Genomic DNA, 18,350 nt, shown 5'->3' on the forward strand with positions numbered 1-18,350 from the left:
TATAATGACTCAACCAGCAATTCAAGTAAGAGAGGTTGGCTTCAACTGGCCTAAAGGGGGGACAGTTTTGCAATCTTGCTCCCTGGAAGTCCCTAAGGGGGAGTTTTGGATGCTCTTAGGAACCAATGGCAGTGGTAAATCAACCTTACTTAGATTACTGGCTGGTTTATTGTCCCCCCAATCCGGTGAAATTTACCTAGCGGGTTCAGCAGGTTTTGTTTTCCAGAATCCTGATCATCAGCTAGTGATGCCTACCGTAGGTGCCGATGTAGCCTTTGGACTGGTAGCAGAAAAGCTCGACCTAGCTCAAGTTCAAGCCCGGGTAAAAGAAGCTCTAGCTGCGGTCAATTTACTAGACCTAGAACGACGCCCGATCTATGCCCTCAGCGGTGGTCAGAAGCAGCGAATTGCGATCGCTGGTGCGATCGCAAGACAGTGCGAGATTTTATTGTTAGATGAACCCACTGCCCTACTCGATCCAGATACCCAGATGGATTTAGTATCACAAGTGCGAAATTTAGTCAAAAGTAGAGGATTGACAGCCATTTGGGTTACGCACCGTTTGGATGAGTTGGATTATTGTGATGGAGCATTTTTGTTAGACCAGGGTCGGGTCATTGACCAAGGTCAACCGGAACGCCTGAAGCAAAGACTGGTAAGTCCTAATCACTGATTCTCAGGAAGTTTCCGGAAAGTGGTAGGATTTGTAATCGGCTAACTGTTAACAACAATAAGTGTTATAAATAACACTTATTGTTGTTATTGTAATATGATATGTTTTAATAGTTAAAGGTTGAGTGTTATTTTTGCTCAATCCTTTTGCCTTTTTCTCAAGTGCAATTTATACTAATATAAAGAAATGTTAAATTTATTCTGGCCAATATGAGCAGTCCATAGGGACTGTAAATAGTATAATCCCATGGAAAATGTCTTGTTCTTCACCGCTGGCTATTTTACTAGTTGATGGCTATAACGTCATTGGCTCTTGGTCTTTCCTGAAAAATACCCGTGATCGTGATGGTCTGCTGAGTTCTCGCCAAGAGTTAATTGAGACCCTAGCCAATTACAGTGCCTTTGTTGGCTATGACACTGAGATTGTCTTTGATGCTCACTCACTCAATACCCCTAACAGTCGTGAGGTGATAACTAATAATTTATCCGTTTACTACACCGATTTCGGGGAGACAGCAGACACTTACATCGAAAAATTTTGCGCCTCCTATAGAACCAACCTTGTTCAACCAACTAAACGTCTGATCGTCGCTACCTCAGATCGGGCACAGCAATTGACTGTTGTCGGGTATGGTGCTCAATGCATGTCTTGCCAGCAGTTGCTCAGCGATGTTGAATTCACAGCTCGTCGAACCCGCCGCAAATACCGACCACAGAAATCCTCTCGTGGTCGTTTTTTAGTCAATTCCTTGGATGCCAAGGCTCAGCAGCGCCTAGAACAGTTGCGAAATAGTATCAAGTAAGGGGAGTGGAAAAAAATTTCCTGATCAAACACTTGACACAAACCAAAATATCCACTATTATTATAAAAGTGAAATCAATAAGCCCCCATCGTCTAGAGGCCTAGGACACCTCCCTTTCACGGAGGCGACAGGGATTCGAATTCCCTTGGGGGTATATAAGCAAGAAAAAAATACAAGAGTAAGCACTCAGCTATCAGCTATCAGCTTAAGCGCTACGCGCACGCTACGCGAACAGCTTTTTAATAAAAGAGGTAAGCATTGGTTTAATCTGAGTTAAGTCTGCTGACGGCTGACCGCTGACGGCTGAGCACTGACGGCTGACGGCTGAATGCTTACATACAAGAATTAAAGGTAGGCGATTTAAGATATGATTGCCTACCTTTGGGCTAACCTATCCAGTCTTTCTCTAATGGCTAAGTTAATCAGAGAACGCAGCAAAATCAAAAACCAGAATGCGGAAAAGGCAAAGGCGGCTATCGCCCATCCACTATAAGGACCTGATAGGAAAATAGTACCGGCTACCAGAGTAAATCCAGTTAAACAAGCATAAATTAGGCTTTTTAGAGCAAGGGTGATCTGCTTGAGAGTGCGATCGCTTTCTACAGAACGCACCCGCAATTGTAACTCTCCCAGCTCGAGCCGCTCTTCTAAGCGTCGAATTGCTAGTTCGGTAGCGCTAGCCTTACGTAAGTTATATTTCACAAAATCCCTAGCTTGTTTAGCTAGTTCCCCCACTATATTCCCCCGCCCTTGAAAAACAGCCAGGCTTTTAACAAAAGGCTCTGTAGCAGCTAACAAATTATACTGGGGATCTAGGGAACGAGCGATCCCATCAAGAGTTGTTAGTGACTTTAATATAAATGTCAGTTGTGCTGGTAGGCGAAAAGGTTGCTGCTCAAACATTAAGTAAAGTTCGCTACTGATTTCCTCAAAAGCTTGTAATTCTATGGGCTTTTCGGTAAATTTTTCCAGTAGGAAAGCAACTAATCGCTTGACTGGCTTGAGATCTGACATGGGTTCAATTAACCCCATGTAAGTTAAACTATTAACGACCTGATCAGTGTCCTTACGCAGTACAGCAAAAAAAGTCTGGAGCATTTGGTCTTTAGTCATGGACTTGACCTCCAGCATTGTGCCAAAGTCATAGAAAATCAGACTGCCCTCTGCAGAGACTGCCATATTTCCAGGATGAGGGTCAGACTGAAAAAAGCCATCTTGTAATAACTGCTTGAGGTAGCAACAAATTCCCAGCTGAATAATTTCTTTAGGATTTATGCCTAGGGATTCCAGGCTCTGACGGTCATCAATTTTAATCCCCGGCATATACTCCATAGTCAAAACTTTTTTAGTTGTATATCGCCAGTAGACTTTCGGGACACTAATACGAGCATAATTGCTGAAATTTTGACGAAAACTCTCAGCATTCTTCCCTTCATGGATGTAGTCAATTTCTTGATAGAGCAGGTTAAAAAACTCATGGGTGATGGAATCCAAATCATATTTTCTGGTTCCCGGAACAAATCGATTGACAAAACGAATCAATCGATGGATAATCTCAAAATCTAGGTTAAATAGCTTTTCTAAGCCAGGACGCTGAACCTTAACGACTACATCTTCCCCGGTGTGCAATCGGGCTTTATGAACTTGTCCCAAACTCGCAGCGGCTAGAGGAAAATGCTCAAAATCCCGATACAAACCATGAATGTCGTGACCCAGTTCTGATTCAATTAGAGTTATAGCATCGGTTACACTAAATTCTGGGATCCGATCTTGTAATTGCGCCAAGGCATTCACATATTCTAAGCTAAGTAAATCAGGGCGTGTGGATAGTGCCTGCCCAATCTTGATGAACGTTGGACCTAAGTCTAAGAGCTTTCTAACTAACCACTGGGCTCGACGATTTCTTTGCTTGGGGGAATTATTAGCCGATACCTTGTCCCACCATAAATAAACCATAAACTGCGCTGCCGCAGTAAAAATATCGATCTGGCGAGCCAGGGGAGAATAGTTAGGTTGTTGCCAACGTGGTGGCTTGGGCGCATCAGTTGTGAGCATACTCAGCTATTCATAGTTACTCCTATTCAATCCGGGAGTATAAATCAGATCATATCCACTTTAATACCTATTCTTCCCAGTTAGTCTTCCGAGCTATTAGTCATTAGTGATTAGTTTTGCCTTCTTACTTACTAATGACTAAGTTTTACATAAAAGATTGAACCTGGGGCAGAGTAATTGTGAAAGATACCCGAGAGGTGCGAGGAGTGTCAGACGGGCCAGTGGAGACATCTACTGTGCCATTGAGATGCTGCACTAAGCATTTTACTAGCGCTAGACCCAAACCAGTACCCTGAACTGCTCTTTGGGTCATCCCCTGACCGCGATGGAATTTATCAAAAATATGTCTGAGGTCTTCTGGAGAGATGCCCTGACCAATATTGCTCAAACTCATCACAATCTGCTTCACCGATTGCTGGATTTGCTCAGTTACCTCGATCACCACTGTAGTATTTGGGTGAGAATACTTGCCAGCATTGGTTAAAAGTTCCAGCAAGATACGGTTAAGGCTCTCAGCGTCGGTGTTGATCAAGAGCGATGGTAGTGAACTATTGATTGTTAAGGTTAAGCCTTTCTGCGCCCATTTGTACTCAAAGGATTTAGCCAAGTGCTTAATCATCGGCATCAGGTCAATTCTTTGCAGCTGCAGTTGGGACTGGTCAGATTCCAGCTGCTGTAGACTCAACAGGTCGTTAATTAGCTCAATTTCTTGATTACACTGTTGCTCAAGGATTTCTAGATATTTGGCACGACGCTCAAGATCAAGTTTGGGTTGACGTAACATCCGAATCGCTAGACTCATGGCAGTCAAAGGTGTCCGCAACTCATGATTCATGCTACTGAGAAATTCGTCTTTGAGCCGATTTAATTCTTTTAACTGACCCATTTGCTGGCGAGTTCTTTCGTATAACTCTGCCTGAACTTTCAGACTATGTTGTAACTGAGCCGTGCGTTCTTCAACAAGGGATTGTACTTGCTGGAGAGTCTGATTTTGGATAATAGTGCTACTAACTTGTGTACTGACCCACTTGACCAAGTTGATTTGATTTTCTAGCCAAGGGCGAGGTTGACTATTTTGCAAGACCAAGAACCCCAAAACCTTAACGGATAGCAAGCCATGATTATCTGCCCCAACCAGAGGACAGATCAGTAACCCTGGCAATAGGACCTGATCTAGGAGTGAGATGCTCTGGTGGTCAGCTTTACCAATCGGGTGATCTGGTCTATGGGTAATGACTATCGGTTCAGGGGCTTGCTTGAGAGCCTGTTGGTACCAAGAACACTCAGAAACTGGGAAGGATTTATTTAACAGTGCGTCGCCTTTTGAAAATAGATCAGTAGTAGAGGTTTCCTGTAACCATTCACAAACGACTGTCAGATCATGTTTTGGTGAATGCTGTCCTGGTACAGTGCAACCAAGGGGATTCGTTTCATCTAAGAGTAGCAGTAGTGCCCGTGACACCTGAAGTGCTTCAGCAACAGCCGTGGTAGCTATCTGGAAAATCTCCAGGAGATTGAGAGAGCTATGCATCACTTGACTCAATTGGTTGAGCAGAGTTTGGTCTCGAGTAGCCGCCTTCACTTGGTGGGTTAGCTGAACTTGAGAAATTGCTACTGATACCCATTGGGATACAACAATTAACTGTTCTTGCTCTGTCTTTGTCCATTGGTAAGGCTGGGCTTTTCCTAAAACAATTACCCCGTTGACTACAGACTGAAACTTTGTGGAGGTCTTCAGTATTGCCCTGGCAGATAGCACTTCTTCACCCAAATCTAAGTTAGACCAAGCATCGGATTTTTGCCAATCTGAAATTGCCAGTACTGAGTCACTGCCTAAGTCATCCTCTGTGGTTAAGAGTTCCAGCAGTTGCACTGGATTTTTGTAGTATCGGTGTTCTGGGTCGAGGTGTTGATCAGCACGCCACCAGGCTAGTTGGGGTGTAGTGCTAGGGTTAGCCAGCCCCCCAATTAAACAGCTATCCACCTGAAAACTCTCTCCTATAGCCTTGGCCAGCATGGCCAACAGAGTTTGCGTTTCTGAGGTATTTAGTATAGTCTTAGCAATTTGTTGCCCGATCTGAGCTAACTCTGTCGGGTAAGGCATGAGTGAACCCTGATGTTCCTGGCTAAAGGTTGGTTCAAATGTACCTGAGAGACGGGACTTGATGGAATTTACTCTTGGGGCAAAAATCGCGCTTTCTGCATCCATTATGCTAGTTGCACAACTTGTGAATACTGGTCTTGACTAGAGCAACTGTTAAAACAGTAATCTCGCTAGGATTAGTGTTCCCGGCATCAGAGTGCTTTTGATCAAGAGATTGGAGTTTTTTACGACAACCGACCTACACACCCGTTCAATCATCACTGCTGGTTAGAGGAGAAGCTGTGGGTCGGTGGCACAACTTGCATCATGTAATCGTCACAGTTGAGTTAAACTCGTCCCCGGTGAGCTTGACCCGTAATTAAATTCGCTTTAGGTGCGCGCCTCCTAGGCCGGGTTCCCCGGCCTAGGAGGCGCGCCTATCGGCAAAGCCGACGCGGGGCGCGAACGGGCGCGCACCACGATATCAACAATGGTTACTGCTCGAAATTCGTCTACCCAATTAATTCTGATCGGTAGATTGGATGAGGGCTTGTTGGAGTTTCGACCTAAGGCACAGAGCGTAAAAATCCCAAAAGGCGCGTGCCTCTGAGTTGGGTAGACTAGTAGTACCTGGAAACCCAGGAGAGAATTGAGAAACTCCAGATATCTCCCCTGGGATTGAAATAGATTCACTTTGAACACCTTAAACACCTTGAGCACCTTTTTATACCGTTTTTTAAACAAAACTGATTTAAAACTTCAATTCAACACTACTAGGAGCGCTTCTTTCTAGCTTGTTTTTGAGCTTCCTCACTGTTTTTTCGATAAAGTATAACCCGATAACGAGCTATCTGGTAGCGTTGGTCATCAGGTTTTACCGTCTCCATTAGATTTGATGCCCGTTCCCACTTAGCTGCCACATCTAACCATTGAGCTGAGGTTTCGACACTTTCACCTGCTGCCGCTGCTTCTTGAGCTAGGCGCATTGCTTCAGTAAAGGGGTCCCGAGTAAAGGGGGGGTCTGGATTACTAGAAGATCCCGATGAAGAAGAATTGGCTGGGTCTTTTGCCGAATGGTCGGCTTGAGTTGGGTTTAGGGATTCGATTTCCCTCCCAAACCAATCATTCAGTAACCAACCTACTAGGATCAGGAATAAACCCAAACCTAACCCAATCACAACACCTTGCCGCAATCGACCTTTTTTACGTAGTTGACTGTAAGAAGCTGGCGGTAAGACCAGTTGCTGACTCGGTAGTTTTTTTTGGCTCAGTTGACGGGAAAATCCTGGTGTTAGAGCCAGTTGCTGGCTCGGTAGGTTTTGGCGATTGTTGAAGGTTTGAGCCAGTTGCTTGAAGAAATTTGGCCTAGTAAGGGTTATGTCTTCGTACCACAACAGCTGATTGTCTGGGTCACGGCTAATTTCTTCTAACCAGAGTAATTGTTCCTCTCGCACGATGCGGCTGTTGATCCTGACACGACGAATGTTACGCGGTGAAATTTCTTCCAGAATTTCCTGGATTTGACTGACTAGAATCGATTGTTCCAGCTGTTCCGGTTTTGCTGCTTCACACAAAACTTGCAATACGCCATCAGCCAGAATGGCTCTAGTTCTCACCCCAAAATCGGCTAATCGTTCATTCAGTGTTTGAATAATTGCCACCACGCTACCCTGGTGGGCTTGTCTAGCAATATCTTCCATGGTACCAGACATTTTTTTTAGCTATGACATTGGATTAGTGTGTTTGACTTTACTTAATATAGTTTTTCCCTTTAGAGTACCAGGATCTTCCATTAGTGCATGTATTGTTAATTTTTCTTGCCCCGTGGAGACCACTGCTAAAACCCAGGTGGATATAGTAATTATCAGAATCATGAGGTACACAGTTTTTTTTATTCCCCCTACCAGTCCCGGAAAACCATACTCGATCAACTCTCCCGGTGCGCTTACAGTCGTCGAATTAAATTCCCATGGTAGTGCGCGACCCAAGGCCGGGTTCCCCGGCCTTGGGTCGCGCCTTCAGGTCGCACCGCAAATCTTTGATTGGTTTGCAGGGAATTGACATGGTGAGCATTGACTACTGCCTGAAAAGATGAAAAAATAAAGGCTGTGAGCAGGAGGTTTATAGATGCTGTTCTCGAGTTCTGTTTGGGAGGTGTTACTGGGAAAATGACGACCAAATGAAGCAATGCCCACCTTAGCACAGGCACGTTCCTTATTACGAACATAGGCAGCGCTAGCAGGGTTGTCACCTACCATCAACACTGCTAATCCAGGAGGTCGTCCATGTTTCAACATCAGCTTCTGTGTCTGTTCTTGCAGCTGGGTCTGAATTTTTTTAGCTATGGTCTTACCATCGAGTATGTTCGTCATTGGTCAATTGGGTTAAACAGTGTAGACGGGTGTACAGATGCTGCCTACTTGGGTTAGAACATTGTAGATGCATGGAGCGACTTACCTTAGGCTGGGGAACGAACATTCAAGTTTCAACCTACTTCCTTTTTCACTCCTCCAAACAGAGTTCATTGGCAACTGACAACTGAAAACATCATAGGATTTCAATATGCCAACTAAGTATTGGTCAACTCTTTTACCGTTTTGGGTTTTACTTGTAGGAGCCGGGACTGTTGGCTGTAGTCCCTTAGCCCATAATGGCATTCATCAGCTTAATATTAGCTACCCTGGTGTAAAGGTCACAAAAATCGGTGAAATACCACAAAATCAGAATACTATCGATACAGTCTACCTTCGGGGTAAAGTTACTAATCAAGCACCACTTTTAGATGCGAATGCTTATGAACTCAAAGATGCAACTAGTACCATTTGGGTAGTCTCTCAGGGAACTTTGCCCAATATCGGTGATCAAGTCTTGATCCACGGTAAGGCTCAATTTCAAAGCATTCCCATTGCTGGACAAGATTTGGGTGAATTCTTTATTCAAGAGCTTGAGCAGCTACAACGGCAAGTCTATCAACCCAAGTCCCCCTTACTTCCAAGACCCACAGATGAGCAGTAAGCAAGTTCAAGTAGCGATCGCTATTCTCTATCGGCAAGGTCAGTTTCTGATGCAGCTACGGGACAATATTCCTGGTATTCTTTACCCCGGTTTGTGGGGTTTATTTGGGGGGCACATAGAACCCGGAGAAACCCCAATCGAAGCTCTCAGGCGGGAATTGCTGGAAGAAATTAGCTATGCACTACCCTCAGCATCTTTGTTTGGCCATTATCCTGAACCCCATGTGTTACGTCATGTTTTTGCAGTACCCCTGACCGTGGAAGTCTCACAATTGGTCTTAGGGGAAGGCTGGGATATGGGGTTGTTGACTCCTGAGCAGATTCGCCAGGGGGAGTCTTATTCTGCCAAGGCTGGTCAAGTGCGACCCCTTGGTCCTGCTCATCAGCGTATTCTACTGGATTTTCTGGAGAAGCGATCGAGCTTGGTATAAGCGCCCTTTTAACCGGAAACCTGGGCAAGAACAACCAGATCACCTACCCTAAACCCAGGGCCAAAGGCGAACAACTGGATAACCTTAAACCTTCAACCTTTCACGGACAACACAGCATGATTGACCATAGGTCACGTTGCGCGATCGAGCATGCTTGTTGTCCTTTTTGTGATCTTGGGCATTTCTTTGCACAACCGCGACTAAAAAGCGATTGATGAATTGCCTTTAATTGGTTAAATAATTCCGGTAACAGTGCTTATCAGTATTAAATAGGCTATAATAACACTAGATGCTTAACAACTTCACGTTCATGGAACCGTGGATACTCATACCCCAAACCACATCACCCTTCAACCTGACCAGCTGACCATTACTACAGCAAACCTACTAGAAGCTTTTGCTGATTTCCTGGATATCGATGTGGCAGCAGGAGATGCTGCAGCTGATACCGTGAATACCTACCGCCGCCAGGTTCAGCAATTTGTGAACTGGTGCGATCGCATAAATCTTCATCCAGCCGCAGTTACTAAAGACGACATTAAGCGTTACCGCCGCTGGATGGTAGACACTAAAAAATTTAAGCCAGCGACGGTATCACTCAAGTTGTCAGTTGTCAAGCGTTTTTATCAAGCTGCTGTGGAAAAAGGACTGATTACTATCAATCCAGCCCTTGGGGTGAAACCGCCACGGGAAAAGCTGGACCCGGCGGCAAGGATTACCTATTTGGAAAAGCCTGAAGTTGAGAAGTTGTTAGCAGCTATAGTGAATGATGGTAGCCTTAAGGCAAAGCGGGATAAACTTCTGCTGGCAATCATGATATTAGAAGGTCCCCGTAGCATTGAGTTACATCGGGCAAATGTCTCTGATGTAGTTAAGCAGGGGGGTAATTTAGGAATTCGGGTCGAAGGGAAGCGTAATATTAGAATAGTGCCATTAACACCAGATCTTGCTGAGTTACTGATGGCTTATCTCGAAGCAAGGGCAGAAAATGGGGAAGTGGTCAAACCATCCAGTCCTCTATTTATAGCTGTTGGAAACAGGGCGGGTGGCAAGCGGATTTCCCGGCGGGGGATTCGGCTAGTTGTAGATAGCTATCTTGAGCAAACTAACCTTAAGCAAACACCAGGAAGAACTATATCAGCCCATAGCTTGAGACATACGGCAGGTACGTTAGCTCTGCGTTCTGGTGCTGAGTTACGGCAAGTGCAAGATTTGTTGGGACATGCTGATCCCAGAACAACTTGTATTTATGCCCATGTAGCGGATCGCTGGGAAAATAATCCAGCATTGAAGCTGGGAATTAACCTGTCGTGATCATCTAGAGAGGAAATTAATAGCTAATTATTTCGGCAACTGGGGAACAGTAACTGGCACTCCTCCTTGGTGAAGGGATTGGCTTAAACAAGTGAGAATCTGTACCAATTGAGCACCAACCCAGCCAGATGATATTGATGAAGGTTGGGACAAGCGGAGACTGTTAATAAAGCGATCGCATACTGAATAAAGTGGTTCAAGTGATTCGAGATCAAGAACTTCACGATGTTGACCAGCAGGGATAAAATACTCCCCGTTCTGTTCAAAATAACCATGTTGGATAGTTAGGGGTGCTTGGGCAACCATTTCATCAAAAATCAAGGTTCCCTGTGTTCCTACAATCCCAAGCCGCCGCTGTTTATCTGGATTGAGCCAGCACAGATGAATAAATGCTTGGAAGCCAGTGGGATAGCTAAGTGTGACCTGAACTAAGTCAGCTAGTCCTTGAGGAGTTGAAGGTTGTTCGCATTTGGCGTTCCCGTAGGGTAGGTTATTTGTTATACTTGAAGAATTGCTAACTTGAAACTCTTTTTGAAACTGTAGCCACACCCTACCATTAGCTTGAACTTGAACAGGTAGCTGTCCTAAGCAATGGTTGAAAATAGCAATATCGTGAATAGCTAAATCCCAGAGAGAATCTACATCTTGACGTACTGGTCCTAAGTTAGTACGGGCGGCGTATCCATAGCGTAAGTCTCCTAAGCATCCTGAGTTGACAACCTCTTGAGCACGCTTGACCGCTGGGTGAAATAGATAGGTATGGTCAACCATGAGTTGTCGCTGGTTTTCTTGAGCCAGGTGGCACAATTCTAGACACTCAGCCACATCAAGGGTTAAGGGTTTTTCTGCTAGGACGTGTTTCCCCTGCTGTAGAGCATCCTTAATTAGGGTGTAATGGGTAACTGCTGGAGTAGCAATTACCACTGCCTCAATTGTTGGGAGATACTGTATCGATTCCCAATCTGTTGCTAAACGTACCTCAGGAGCTAGGTTATATTTATCTTTAATAGCTGCCAAGGTTTCTGGGTATGGATCAACCACTGCTACTAAGCAAGCATCAGGGTGTGCCAAGAAATTCCTGACCAAGTGTTTCCCCCAGCGACCTGCTCCCAATATGGCTACTCCGGTTTGTTTCATTTTTGCCCTCTCAATTCCAGAAATGCCTGTTTGGCTGCTGCTTGTTCCGCAGCTTTTTTCGATCTTCCTGTACCTTCACCTAATTGTCGATTTTGTAGCCAGACTTGGGCAGTGAAGCGGTTGTTTGCCCCATGCACTTGTAGGTTTTCGGTCAGATGATACTTTGGGAGCAGTTTGTAGTGAGCTTGAGTCCATTCCTGAAGAGCATCTTTGTAGTTTTGGCGGGCAGGGTCTTGACGAATTTCAGTAGTGAGTTTTTGTAAGTGAGGGTCTAGCCAAGGACGGACTAATTCTAGGGTATGGGTACTTAAATATAATGCTCCCAATATTGCTTCAAAGGCATCAGCTAAGCGGGATGTTTCGCCAACTTTGTCCCCAGCGGCACTATTGGAAACGAGTAAATAACGCTCTAGACCATAGCTGCGAGCGAGTTGAGACAGAATGCGATCGCTTACCAGTACGGAACGAATGGCAGCAAACTCACCAACGGAAGAGTTGGGATAATTTTCCCATAGCCATTCTGAGCTAGCTAAACGTATTACAGCATCACCAACAAACTCCAACTGCTCATAGTTGTCTTCTGCTGAGATACTACAATGAGTCAGTGCTAAATCTAGCAACGACCAATTCACAGCTGTAGTTTTAGATAGTCCTAACTTTTGAACTAACTTCTCTAATTGTTTCTGACGACGGGGATCTTTGATGGTCATGGGTGTCTGTTGTCGTGAGTCGGAAAGTCCTTTGTGACTAACCAGAGTCTGCTGGGAGTACTCATTACTAACGACTAATAGCTAAATTGAGAGAAAGTCGGACATAAGCCGGGTTCTGTTCTCCCTAGCAACAATGAAAAAGCTACTAAAGAGGGTGGTTATCTATCTAGGACGGCTGTTACCAGACGCCTCATGCGGTTCTCCATATCCGGAACTGGTAAAAGACCAACCGTAGTTCCTCTCGACCTTGCTCCCAACCGGGGTTTACCGAGCCAGCACCTCTCGATGCTGCTGGTGCGCTCTTACCACACCTTTGCACCCTTACCTGTGAAAGAATCAGGAAAAAGGCCGGAAGAATTTATTCTTCCTGGAGCCTTCTACCTTTATCCTTCCCATCGGCGGTATGTTTCTGTGGCACTATCCTCACGGTCACCCGCACTGGGCGTTACCCAGCAAGTTTGGTCTTTCGGGAGCCCGGACTTTCCTCAGACTCGCAGAAAAATGCGAATCCGCAACCACCTGCGCCTACTTTCTCTCTACTCTAGTTTAGACTTGATTAGCAGTTGGTTGTTAGCTGCTGGAGTTAGAGTCAATTTAGAGGCACAGAGCATTATCTGTCCCAGGAGCAGCAACTAGGGAAATGCGATGGGACGTTGGAGCCGCTGCGCGAACGCAAAAGCTAATCCTCTAGAATTTGTTGGATTACACTCCTAAGATCTTTGTCATCAGGGCGTTTTGTGAACTGTTTATGACTGTAAATCCAAACAAGTTTGATAACTGATTTACTTGTATTAACTAAATACATCAATCTGATTTGTCCAGAAGCGCCTTGGCCAAACTTCAACTCAAGCTTATGAAATGTCCATCCTTCAGGTAACTTACTCGTTTTTGGGAAAGGTTCTTGACGGGAATTTCTAGGATATGGGTTCTCTATTAAATTGTCTAGGACTTGCGTGACAAGCAAAAAAAAGCTATTTTTGTGAACTTTGTGATCTTTGGCAAGTTTTTTCAAAGAACGATAAAAATTCTGTGAGTTTTCAGTGTCAATCGAGAAGGGATTTGATCCAGTCACTCACTTCTCCTTTACCAATAAGATTTGAAGATGATGAAGCAAAAGCGTCCTCCAAAACTTTTGACATCACCGATTCATATGCGGGGTGCTCACGTTCTATTTCATCAAGTTTCTGCTTACCTAATGCTTTCATATCCTCAAGAATAATGGGCTCAGTTGAGCTAGCGTCAGATCGTAAACCTTTGCGAGCTTTTTGCCAAGGAAACTCGCAGTGGGTCATATTACTAAGTCGAAAAGCATGATAGCCACCAAAATATTCCCAAGTTTCTTCTAGAAGCTCTATCTTCTCATCAGGGATATTTGAGAGGAAGTCTTTTTTAGGGATAGGTAATTGCTTAGCTTCAAACTCACTGTAAAACCTGTAAGCACTAGGGCACACAGGACCGTATCGCCATGCTTGAATTTCTTCATCAAACAATGGCTGATCGTAAAGGGCTAGATGTAAACTTTGTGCATAGTACAGAAGCTTTTGAAGCTTCATGTTGGTCATTTCAGCTTCCATGCCATCATCGTAAGCTTTTACGATGAAATAGCGAGCCGCATTGAGACAATCAACCATAGTTAGACTCGCAAATCTAATTTAAATAACCTTCAATGATAGCAATTTATAATAATTGCTTGTGCTTATCATTTTGACACTCCCCGGTCGCGCATACGCGGGGATTCTTTGCTCAACGAGTCAGCTTGCTCAGTCAGGCCGGAACCAGAAAGAGTAGAGGCCGATTCTCCCAAAGCGTTTCGGGAGACCCGTTCGCGTAGCGTGGCCTACGGCCTCCGCTGCGCGAACGGATCTATGATCCAGGTTCCGGTGTGCCCCACCGTACCTAAGGCTTGTTCAAGGATGTTGATTGCAGCGTTATGGTCTCTGTCTAGGGAGCAACCACACTGACAGACGTGGGTTCTAGTTGATAGAGATTTCTTGACTGTTTCACCACAATTGGAGCAGTTTTGGCTTGTGTAGGCAGGGTTGACTGCAACAGTTATCTTGCCAAACTTAGCGCCAAAGTGTTCTATCCATTTCCTGAATTGATACCAACCTGCATCATTAATAGACTTAGCAAGACAATGATTTTTTACCATATTCTTAACCCTCAAGTCTTCATAGGCTACCAGGTCGTTTGACCGGACTACGCAACGTGCCGGAGACGAAACCTTAGAAGAGTGCAGCCTTACAACAAAACCTGCCACCTTTGATGCATAGCCTATCAACTATAAAGGCTGCACTCTTCTTGCGGTAACTTCTAACCAGTCTCTTGGCATGTTCTTGACGTTGCCTACTTATTTTGAGGTGTGTCTTACCTAGCCTATTAATCGCTTTCTTGCGATTGGATGAGCCTTTCTTTTTCCGGGAAACTTGACGTTGATATAATTTTAGGCGCTTTTCACCTTTTCTGTAGAACCTGGGATTAGGTTCAGCATCTCCGTTAGAATCTGTGTAGAAATCCTTTAGTCCAACGTCTAAGCCAATGGTGTTACCTGTAGCTGGAACAGGTTCATTAATGTCAACCTGAACGCAGAATTGGACATAGTATCCATCAGCTCGACGGACTATCCTGACTCTCTTGATCTGCTTCTTGTCGAAGCGCCACAAGTCCCATGTACCCTTGAGTTTGAGTTTCCCGATTCCCTTCAAGTCACTAAAGATGATTGACTTTTTATCAGGACATAGCTTCCATCCTGAAGTCTTATACTCTACTGAGCGACAATGTTTCTTGAATCGTGGAAACCCTTTCTTGCCGGGTACTTTTTTCTTACAGTTATCGTAGAAGCGGACGATTGATGACCAGGCTCGTTCAGCACTTGCCTGACGAGCCATAGAGTTCAGCTCATTGGCAAAGGTCAACTGTTTTGCTAGGACAGTGCAATATTTGTTGAGATCGTATTTATTGACCCCTTTATTGTCCATCCAATAGCGAATGCAGCTATTGCGAATAAACTTAGCCGTTCTAATCGCCTCATCTATGGCTGAATATTGTCTCTGCTTGCCGTATGCTTTGAACTCTAAAACTATCATTAGTATCGACCTATTGCTACTAATTTAGTATACAATACATAGCATAAAATTTAGGAACTTTCCAAATATTTTTTTCACGGCTAAAAGCGAGCTATCTCGCTTTCATCCCCGGTCTAAGGACGCGGGGTTTTCAGCATCGTTGATTCCTGATAACCTAAACTAATTCAATAGTACAATTATACTACTAAGCTGCTGATCGATAGCAATCCGATTTGAGTGGTGAAACACCAGAAGAGGGAGAGAGGGGTAAGAAGGGAAAGAATTTCACGATTTTTGTTCACAAATTAATTACCCCCGGGCTGGATCACCTACAGGGAAATCTAGGGTGATGGGATCACTCTCAAATAACTATTGCGTTAAAAATACTCTTTAACAAAGATCGCTCAAGTAGTGTCATGGCTGAATATCGGAATTCAATCAAGGATAGTTGGGTGAGCTACCAATTAAGAAACAAACCTTTGAGTAACTGTGTTAACTTTGGTTAAGTTAACTCAAACCTGATCAGCAGTAAAGATGGTTCGTATTTTACATTTCTTAATATAATTTCATTTATTTATTGATTTTCGACTAATTACCAAGTACTAATTACCAATTACCAATTACCAATTACCAATTACCAATTACTAATTACCAAGTACTAATTACCAATTACCAATTACCAATTACCAATGAGTCTTGGAACAAGTCCAAAAGCATCTAGACTTGAGTCAGCACTAACAAACAAGTAAAACCTACTCAAGAGGAGGGTTTACATTGACTGAAAACCAAATTTCCCTCCAGACAATCTCGCGTAGTGAACTGCGACAGCTGGTGCGTTCTCAGCTGCAGATACTGCTGGAGCAAGGTAATCTTCAGGGTGCTAAGCAAGTGCTGGTACCAGTACAACCAGTAGACATTGCGGAAGCGATTGAAGGATTACCGGAAGCAATGCAAGTGATTGCCTTCCGCTTATTGTCTAAATCTGAGGCCATTGAGGTGTATGAAAATCTTGACTCCAGTGTCCAACAGTCTCTAATTGAGAAGTTTAAACATCAGGAGGTACTGGATATCGTAGACAAGATGTCGCCAGATGATCGAGCCAGGTTGTTTGATGAGTTACCAGCTAAGGTCGTCCGACGCTTGCAGTCACAGTTAAGTCCCAAAGAACGCCGAGCCACAGCCCTGCTCTTGGGGTATGAGGATGGAACAGCAGGGCGAATCATGACCCCTGAATATATTTCCCTTAAGGAAAACTTGACAGTTACCGAGACCTTAGAGCAGATTCGTAGCTTAGCCAAAGCCTCGGAAGTCGTATATTACCTCTATATAACTGATAACTCTCGACATTTGACTGGGATTGTTTCCCTGCGGGATTTGGTGATTTCTGCCACCGAGACCACCATGGGTGAAATTATGACTCGTGATGTGGTATATGTCTATACCTATGCAGACCAGGAAGAGGTAGCACGGATGATCCAACGCTATGATTTCCTGGCTGTACCAGTGGTTGACCGGGAGCAGCGTCTAGTGGGTATTGTCACTGTGGATGATGTGATTGATATCTTGGAGCAGGAAGCAACAGAAGATATGTACGCGGTCGGTGGTGGTGTCCAATCGGAGGGGGATAATTATTTTCAAACCAATTTATTCACAGTTGCCCGCCGACGGGTAGTTTGGTTATTTGTCTTGTTACTCACTAATACGGTTACGGGTACGATCATAAAGTCTCAAGAGTCTATTTTGCAGCAGGTTGTTGCCCTAGCAGCTTTTATCCCTTTACTCACTGGCACTGGTGGGAATGTGGGAGCTCAGTCTTCTACGGTGGTGATTCGCGGCTTGAATACTGATGAAATTCGTGACTTAGGCCCCGGTCAAGTGATTGGGCGAGAGGCACTGGCGGGGTTATTACTAGGAGTAATTCTGGGTACGATGGCTACGGGATGGGCTTACTGGTTACAAGGAGATTTGTCAGTAGCCCTCTCGGTGGGAGTGAGTCTGATTGCGATCGCACTTTTAGCATCAATTGCCGGTTCAGCCCTACCGTTTCTGTTCCGTCACCTAGGCTTAGACCCAGCTCTGATGTCCGCACCATTCATTACAACAGTTGTTGATGTCTTGGGTGTGTTGATTTATTTCAATATTGCTAAATCAGTCTTAGGACTTTAGCATCAAAGGCAAAAGGCAAAAGGCAAAAGGCAAAAGGCAACAGGGAACAGGGAACAGGGAACAAAAAAACATAATATGTACTTAAAACACTGGCAAATCGCTAAAATTAACTGTACAATTAACTGTCAATTAACGTTATAATTAACAGTCCTGGTGCCAGTACTTATAAATCGCATAAGCGAGAGTAACTACACCGGTAACAATGGCCGATTCATCCACGGCAAACAGAGGATGGTGCAGTGGGTAGTTTAGTTTATTTTGGAATCCAACCCCGAGGCGGAACATGCTGCCAGGAGCGTGTTGTAGATAAACCGAGAAATCTTCTGCACCCATAGAGGCTTCCGGTATGATTGAAACGCGATCGCTTCCCCAAGCTTCCTTAGCTGCTGCTTCCAACAACTGAGTTAAGGCTAGGTCATTTTGTACTGATGGTACTCCCCGCTGATAGTTGATGTGATAGCGAGCGCCATAAGCATTACAGACATTGGCCACAATCTTTTCAATCCAATCGGGTAGGCCAGCATAGGTTTGGGGATGAAGCGATCGCACTGTTCCTACTAGGCGGACTTGGTCAGCAATAATATTCGGAGCTCGCCCACCACTAATTTGTCCAATTGTCAAGACCATCGGGTGTAATGGGTTCTGGGTGCGACTAATAGCTTGTTGGAGGGTGGTAATCACCTGGGCAGCAATCCAAATCGCGTCAATAGCTTGGTGAGGGCGAGCTCCATGACCGGATTCTCCCATAATTACGATTTCTAAATCATCCGCTGCTGCTGTTAATGCCCCATAGCGGATACCAATAGACCCTGCTGGAATTGATGGGAAAACGTGAAGACCAAAGATAGCACTGACATCCTTCATGCCCCCATCTTTAACAATCCAGTTTGCACCTTGAGA

17 protein-coding genes, 1 tRNA gene, 1 other RNA gene and 1 pseudogene are annotated in these 18,350 nt (G+C 44.6%); 8 read left to right on the forward strand and 12 right to left on the reverse strand.

Annotated elements, in window-relative coordinates:
• Positions 1-4 precede the first annotated feature (4 nt).
• The 4 genes from F6K20_RS01430 (at position 5) to F6K20_RS01445 (ending at position 1,752) form a co-directional block, all read left to right on the forward strand.
• Entirely contained in the window at positions 5-673 is a 669-nt protein-coding gene (locus F6K20_RS01430; RefSeq protein ID WP_008177882.1) for an energy-coupling factor ABC transporter ATP-binding protein, read from the forward strand.
• A 253-nt stretch (positions 674-926) separates the two neighbouring features.
• Positions 927-1,475: an NYN domain-containing protein gene (locus tag F6K20_RS01435; RefSeq protein ID WP_008188389.1), complete on the forward strand. Its 549-nt coding sequence runs from the start codon at positions 927-929 to the stop codon at positions 1,473-1,475.
• A gap of 81 nt (positions 1,476-1,556) precedes the next feature.
• Positions 1,557-1,629, forward strand: a tRNA-Glu gene (locus tag F6K20_RS01440).
• Entirely contained in the window at positions 1,621-1,752 is a 132-nt protein-coding gene (locus tag F6K20_RS01445; RefSeq protein ID WP_287247535.1) for a hypothetical protein, read from the forward strand. Before F6K20_RS01440 ends, F6K20_RS01445 begins: the two co-directional genes overlap by 9 nt.
• A 98-nt stretch (positions 1,753-1,850) precedes the next feature.
• Here the strand turns inward: F6K20_RS01445 and F6K20_RS01450 are convergent, their stop codons facing one another.
• From F6K20_RS01450 to F6K20_RS01465, 4 genes and pseudogenes are all read right to left on the reverse strand, one after another.
• On the reverse strand, positions 1,851-3,530 hold the full coding sequence (locus F6K20_RS01450) for an ABC1 kinase family protein (RefSeq protein ID WP_287247537.1): 1,680 nt from the start codon (positions 3,528-3,530) through the stop codon (positions 1,851-1,853).
• A 145-nt stretch (positions 3,531-3,675) separates the two neighbouring features.
• Positions 3,676-5,739 carry a GAF domain-containing sensor histidine kinase gene (locus F6K20_RS01455; protein ID WP_008188387.1) on the reverse strand — a complete coding sequence of 688 codons (2,064 nt, stop codon included), beginning with the start codon at positions 5,737-5,739 and terminating at the stop codon, positions 3,676-3,678.
• Between the two features lie 647 nt (positions 5,740-6,386).
• The gene (locus tag F6K20_RS01460) at positions 6,387-7,325 is read right to left on the reverse strand and encodes a hypothetical protein (RefSeq protein ID WP_287257103.1); all 939 of its coding nucleotides are present in this window, start codon (positions 7,323-7,325) and stop codon (positions 6,387-6,389) included.
• Between the two features lie 414 nt (positions 7,326-7,739).
• Positions 7,740-7,985 (reverse strand): annotated as a pseudogene (locus F6K20_RS01465) (tetrahydrofolate dehydrogenase/cyclohydrolase catalytic domain-containing protein); the annotation flags it as partial.
• Positions 7,986-8,175: 190 nt separating this feature from the next.
• Between F6K20_RS01465 and F6K20_RS01470 the strand changes: the two are divergent.
• From F6K20_RS01470 to F6K20_RS01480, 3 genes are all read left to right on the forward strand, one after another.
• Complete coding sequence (locus tag F6K20_RS01470; protein ID WP_008179970.1) at positions 8,176-8,628, forward strand: hypothetical protein; 453 nt, start codon at positions 8,176-8,178, stop codon at positions 8,626-8,628.
• Complete coding sequence (locus tag F6K20_RS01475; RefSeq protein WP_008179972.1) at positions 8,618-9,058, forward strand: NUDIX hydrolase; 441 nt, start codon at positions 8,618-8,620, stop codon at positions 9,056-9,058. The genes F6K20_RS01470 and F6K20_RS01475 overlap by 11 nt, the downstream gene beginning before the upstream one ends.
• Positions 9,059-9,376: 318 nt before the next feature.
• Positions 9,377-10,372 carry a tyrosine-type recombinase/integrase gene (locus F6K20_RS01480; RefSeq protein ID WP_287265801.1) on the forward strand — a complete coding sequence of 332 codons (996 nt, stop codon included), beginning with the start codon at positions 9,377-9,379 and terminating at the stop codon, positions 10,370-10,372.
• Between the two features lie 27 nt (positions 10,373-10,399).
• Here the strand turns inward: F6K20_RS01480 and F6K20_RS01485 are convergent, their stop codons facing one another.
• From F6K20_RS01485 to F6K20_RS01515, 7 genes are all read right to left on the reverse strand, one after another.
• The gene (locus F6K20_RS01485; protein WP_287265803.1) at positions 10,400-11,509 is read right to left on the reverse strand and encodes a Gfo/Idh/MocA family protein; all 1,110 of its coding nucleotides are present in this window, start codon (positions 11,507-11,509) and stop codon (positions 10,400-10,402) included.
• Positions 11,506-12,219: a ribonuclease III gene (gene rnc / locus F6K20_RS01490; RefSeq protein WP_287265804.1), complete on the reverse strand. Its 714-nt coding sequence runs from the start codon at positions 12,217-12,219 to the stop codon at positions 11,506-11,508. The genes F6K20_RS01485 and rnc overlap by 4 nt, the downstream gene beginning before the upstream one ends.
• Before the next feature lie 89 nt (positions 12,220-12,308).
• Positions 12,309-12,751: RNase P RNA component class A (rnpB, locus tag F6K20_RS01495), an RNA gene on the reverse strand.
• A 147-nt stretch (positions 12,752-12,898) separates the two neighbouring features.
• Complete coding sequence (locus F6K20_RS01500; protein ID WP_044492303.1) at positions 12,899-13,291, reverse strand: hypothetical protein; 393 nt, start codon at positions 13,289-13,291, stop codon at positions 12,899-12,901.
• Positions 13,263-13,850, reverse strand: coding sequence for a Panacea domain-containing protein (locus F6K20_RS01505; RefSeq protein ID WP_287247558.1), 588 nt, complete (start codon positions 13,848-13,850; stop codon positions 13,263-13,265). The genes F6K20_RS01500 and F6K20_RS01505 overlap by 29 nt, the downstream gene beginning before the upstream one ends.
• 206 nt (positions 13,851-14,056) lie before the next feature.
• Positions 14,057-14,479, reverse strand: coding sequence for an RNA-guided endonuclease InsQ/TnpB family protein (locus F6K20_RS01510; RefSeq protein WP_353736710.1), 423 nt, complete (start codon positions 14,477-14,479; stop codon positions 14,057-14,059).
• Positions 14,445-15,305: an RNA-guided endonuclease InsQ/TnpB family protein gene (locus tag F6K20_RS01515; protein ID WP_008182847.1), complete on the reverse strand. Its 861-nt coding sequence runs from the start codon at positions 15,303-15,305 to the stop codon at positions 14,445-14,447. Before F6K20_RS01515 ends, F6K20_RS01510 begins: the two co-directional genes overlap by 35 nt.
• A gap of 753 nt (positions 15,306-16,058) precedes the next feature.
• Here F6K20_RS01515 and mgtE point away from each other — a divergent pair.
• A complete protein-coding gene (gene mgtE / locus F6K20_RS01520) occupies positions 16,059-17,450 on the forward strand; it encodes a magnesium transporter (protein ID WP_287254044.1) in 1,392 nt (463 codons plus the stop codon).
• Positions 17,451-17,591: 141 nt separating this feature from the next.
• Here the strand turns inward: mgtE and F6K20_RS01525 are convergent.
• A partial coding sequence (locus tag F6K20_RS01525; protein WP_287293449.1) for an amidohydrolase occupies positions 17,592-18,350 on the reverse strand: 759 nt, incomplete at its 5' end.

The sequence above is a fragment of the Moorena sp. SIO2C4 genome, from assembly GCF_010672485.1.
GTDB classification, from domain to species: Bacteria; Cyanobacteriota; Cyanobacteriia; order Cyanobacteriales; family Coleofasciculaceae; genus Moorena; species Moorena producens.

What these genes read in the sequence shown, in the direction of transcription:
- F6K20_RS01470 (WP_008179970.1), top strand. Translation starts at nt 8,176, where the DNA reads ATGCCAACTAAGTATTGGTCAACTCTTTTACCGTTTTGGGTTTTACTT.
- F6K20_RS01450 (WP_287247537.1), bottom strand. Translation starts at nt 3,530, where the DNA reads ATGCTCACAACTGATGCGCCCAAGCCACCACGTTGGCAACAACCTAAC.
- F6K20_RS01485 (WP_287265803.1), bottom strand. Translation starts at nt 11,509, where the DNA reads ATGAAACAAACCGGAGTAGCCATATTGGGAGCAGGTCGCTGGGGGAAA.
- F6K20_RS01475 (WP_008179972.1), top strand. Translation starts at nt 8,618, where the DNA reads ATGAGCAGTAAGCAAGTTCAAGTAGCGATCGCTATTCTCTATCGGCAA.
- F6K20_RS01435 (WP_008188389.1), top strand. Translation starts at nt 927, where the DNA reads ATGTCTTGTTCTTCACCGCTGGCTATTTTACTAGTTGATGGCTATAAC.
- F6K20_RS01455 (WP_008188387.1), bottom strand. Translation starts at nt 5,739, where the DNA reads ATGGATGCAGAAAGCGCGATTTTTGCCCCAAGAGTAAATTCCATCAAG.
- F6K20_RS01460 (WP_287257103.1), bottom strand. Translation starts at nt 7,325, where the DNA reads ATGTCTGGTACCATGGAAGATATTGCTAGACAAGCCCACCAGGGTAGC.
- rnc (WP_287265804.1), bottom strand. Translation starts at nt 12,219, where the DNA reads ATGACCATCAAAGATCCCCGTCGTCAGAAACAATTAGAGAAGTTAGTT.
- F6K20_RS01505 (WP_287247558.1), bottom strand. Translation starts at nt 13,850, where the DNA reads ATGGTTGATTGTCTCAATGCGGCTCGCTATTTCATCGTAAAAGCTTAC.
- F6K20_RS01515 (WP_008182847.1), bottom strand. Translation starts at nt 15,305, where the DNA reads ATGATAGTTTTAGAGTTCAAAGCATACGGCAAGCAGAGACAATATTCA.
- F6K20_RS01430 (WP_008177882.1), top strand. Translation starts at nt 5, where the DNA reads ATGACTCAACCAGCAATTCAAGTAAGAGAGGTTGGCTTCAACTGGCCT.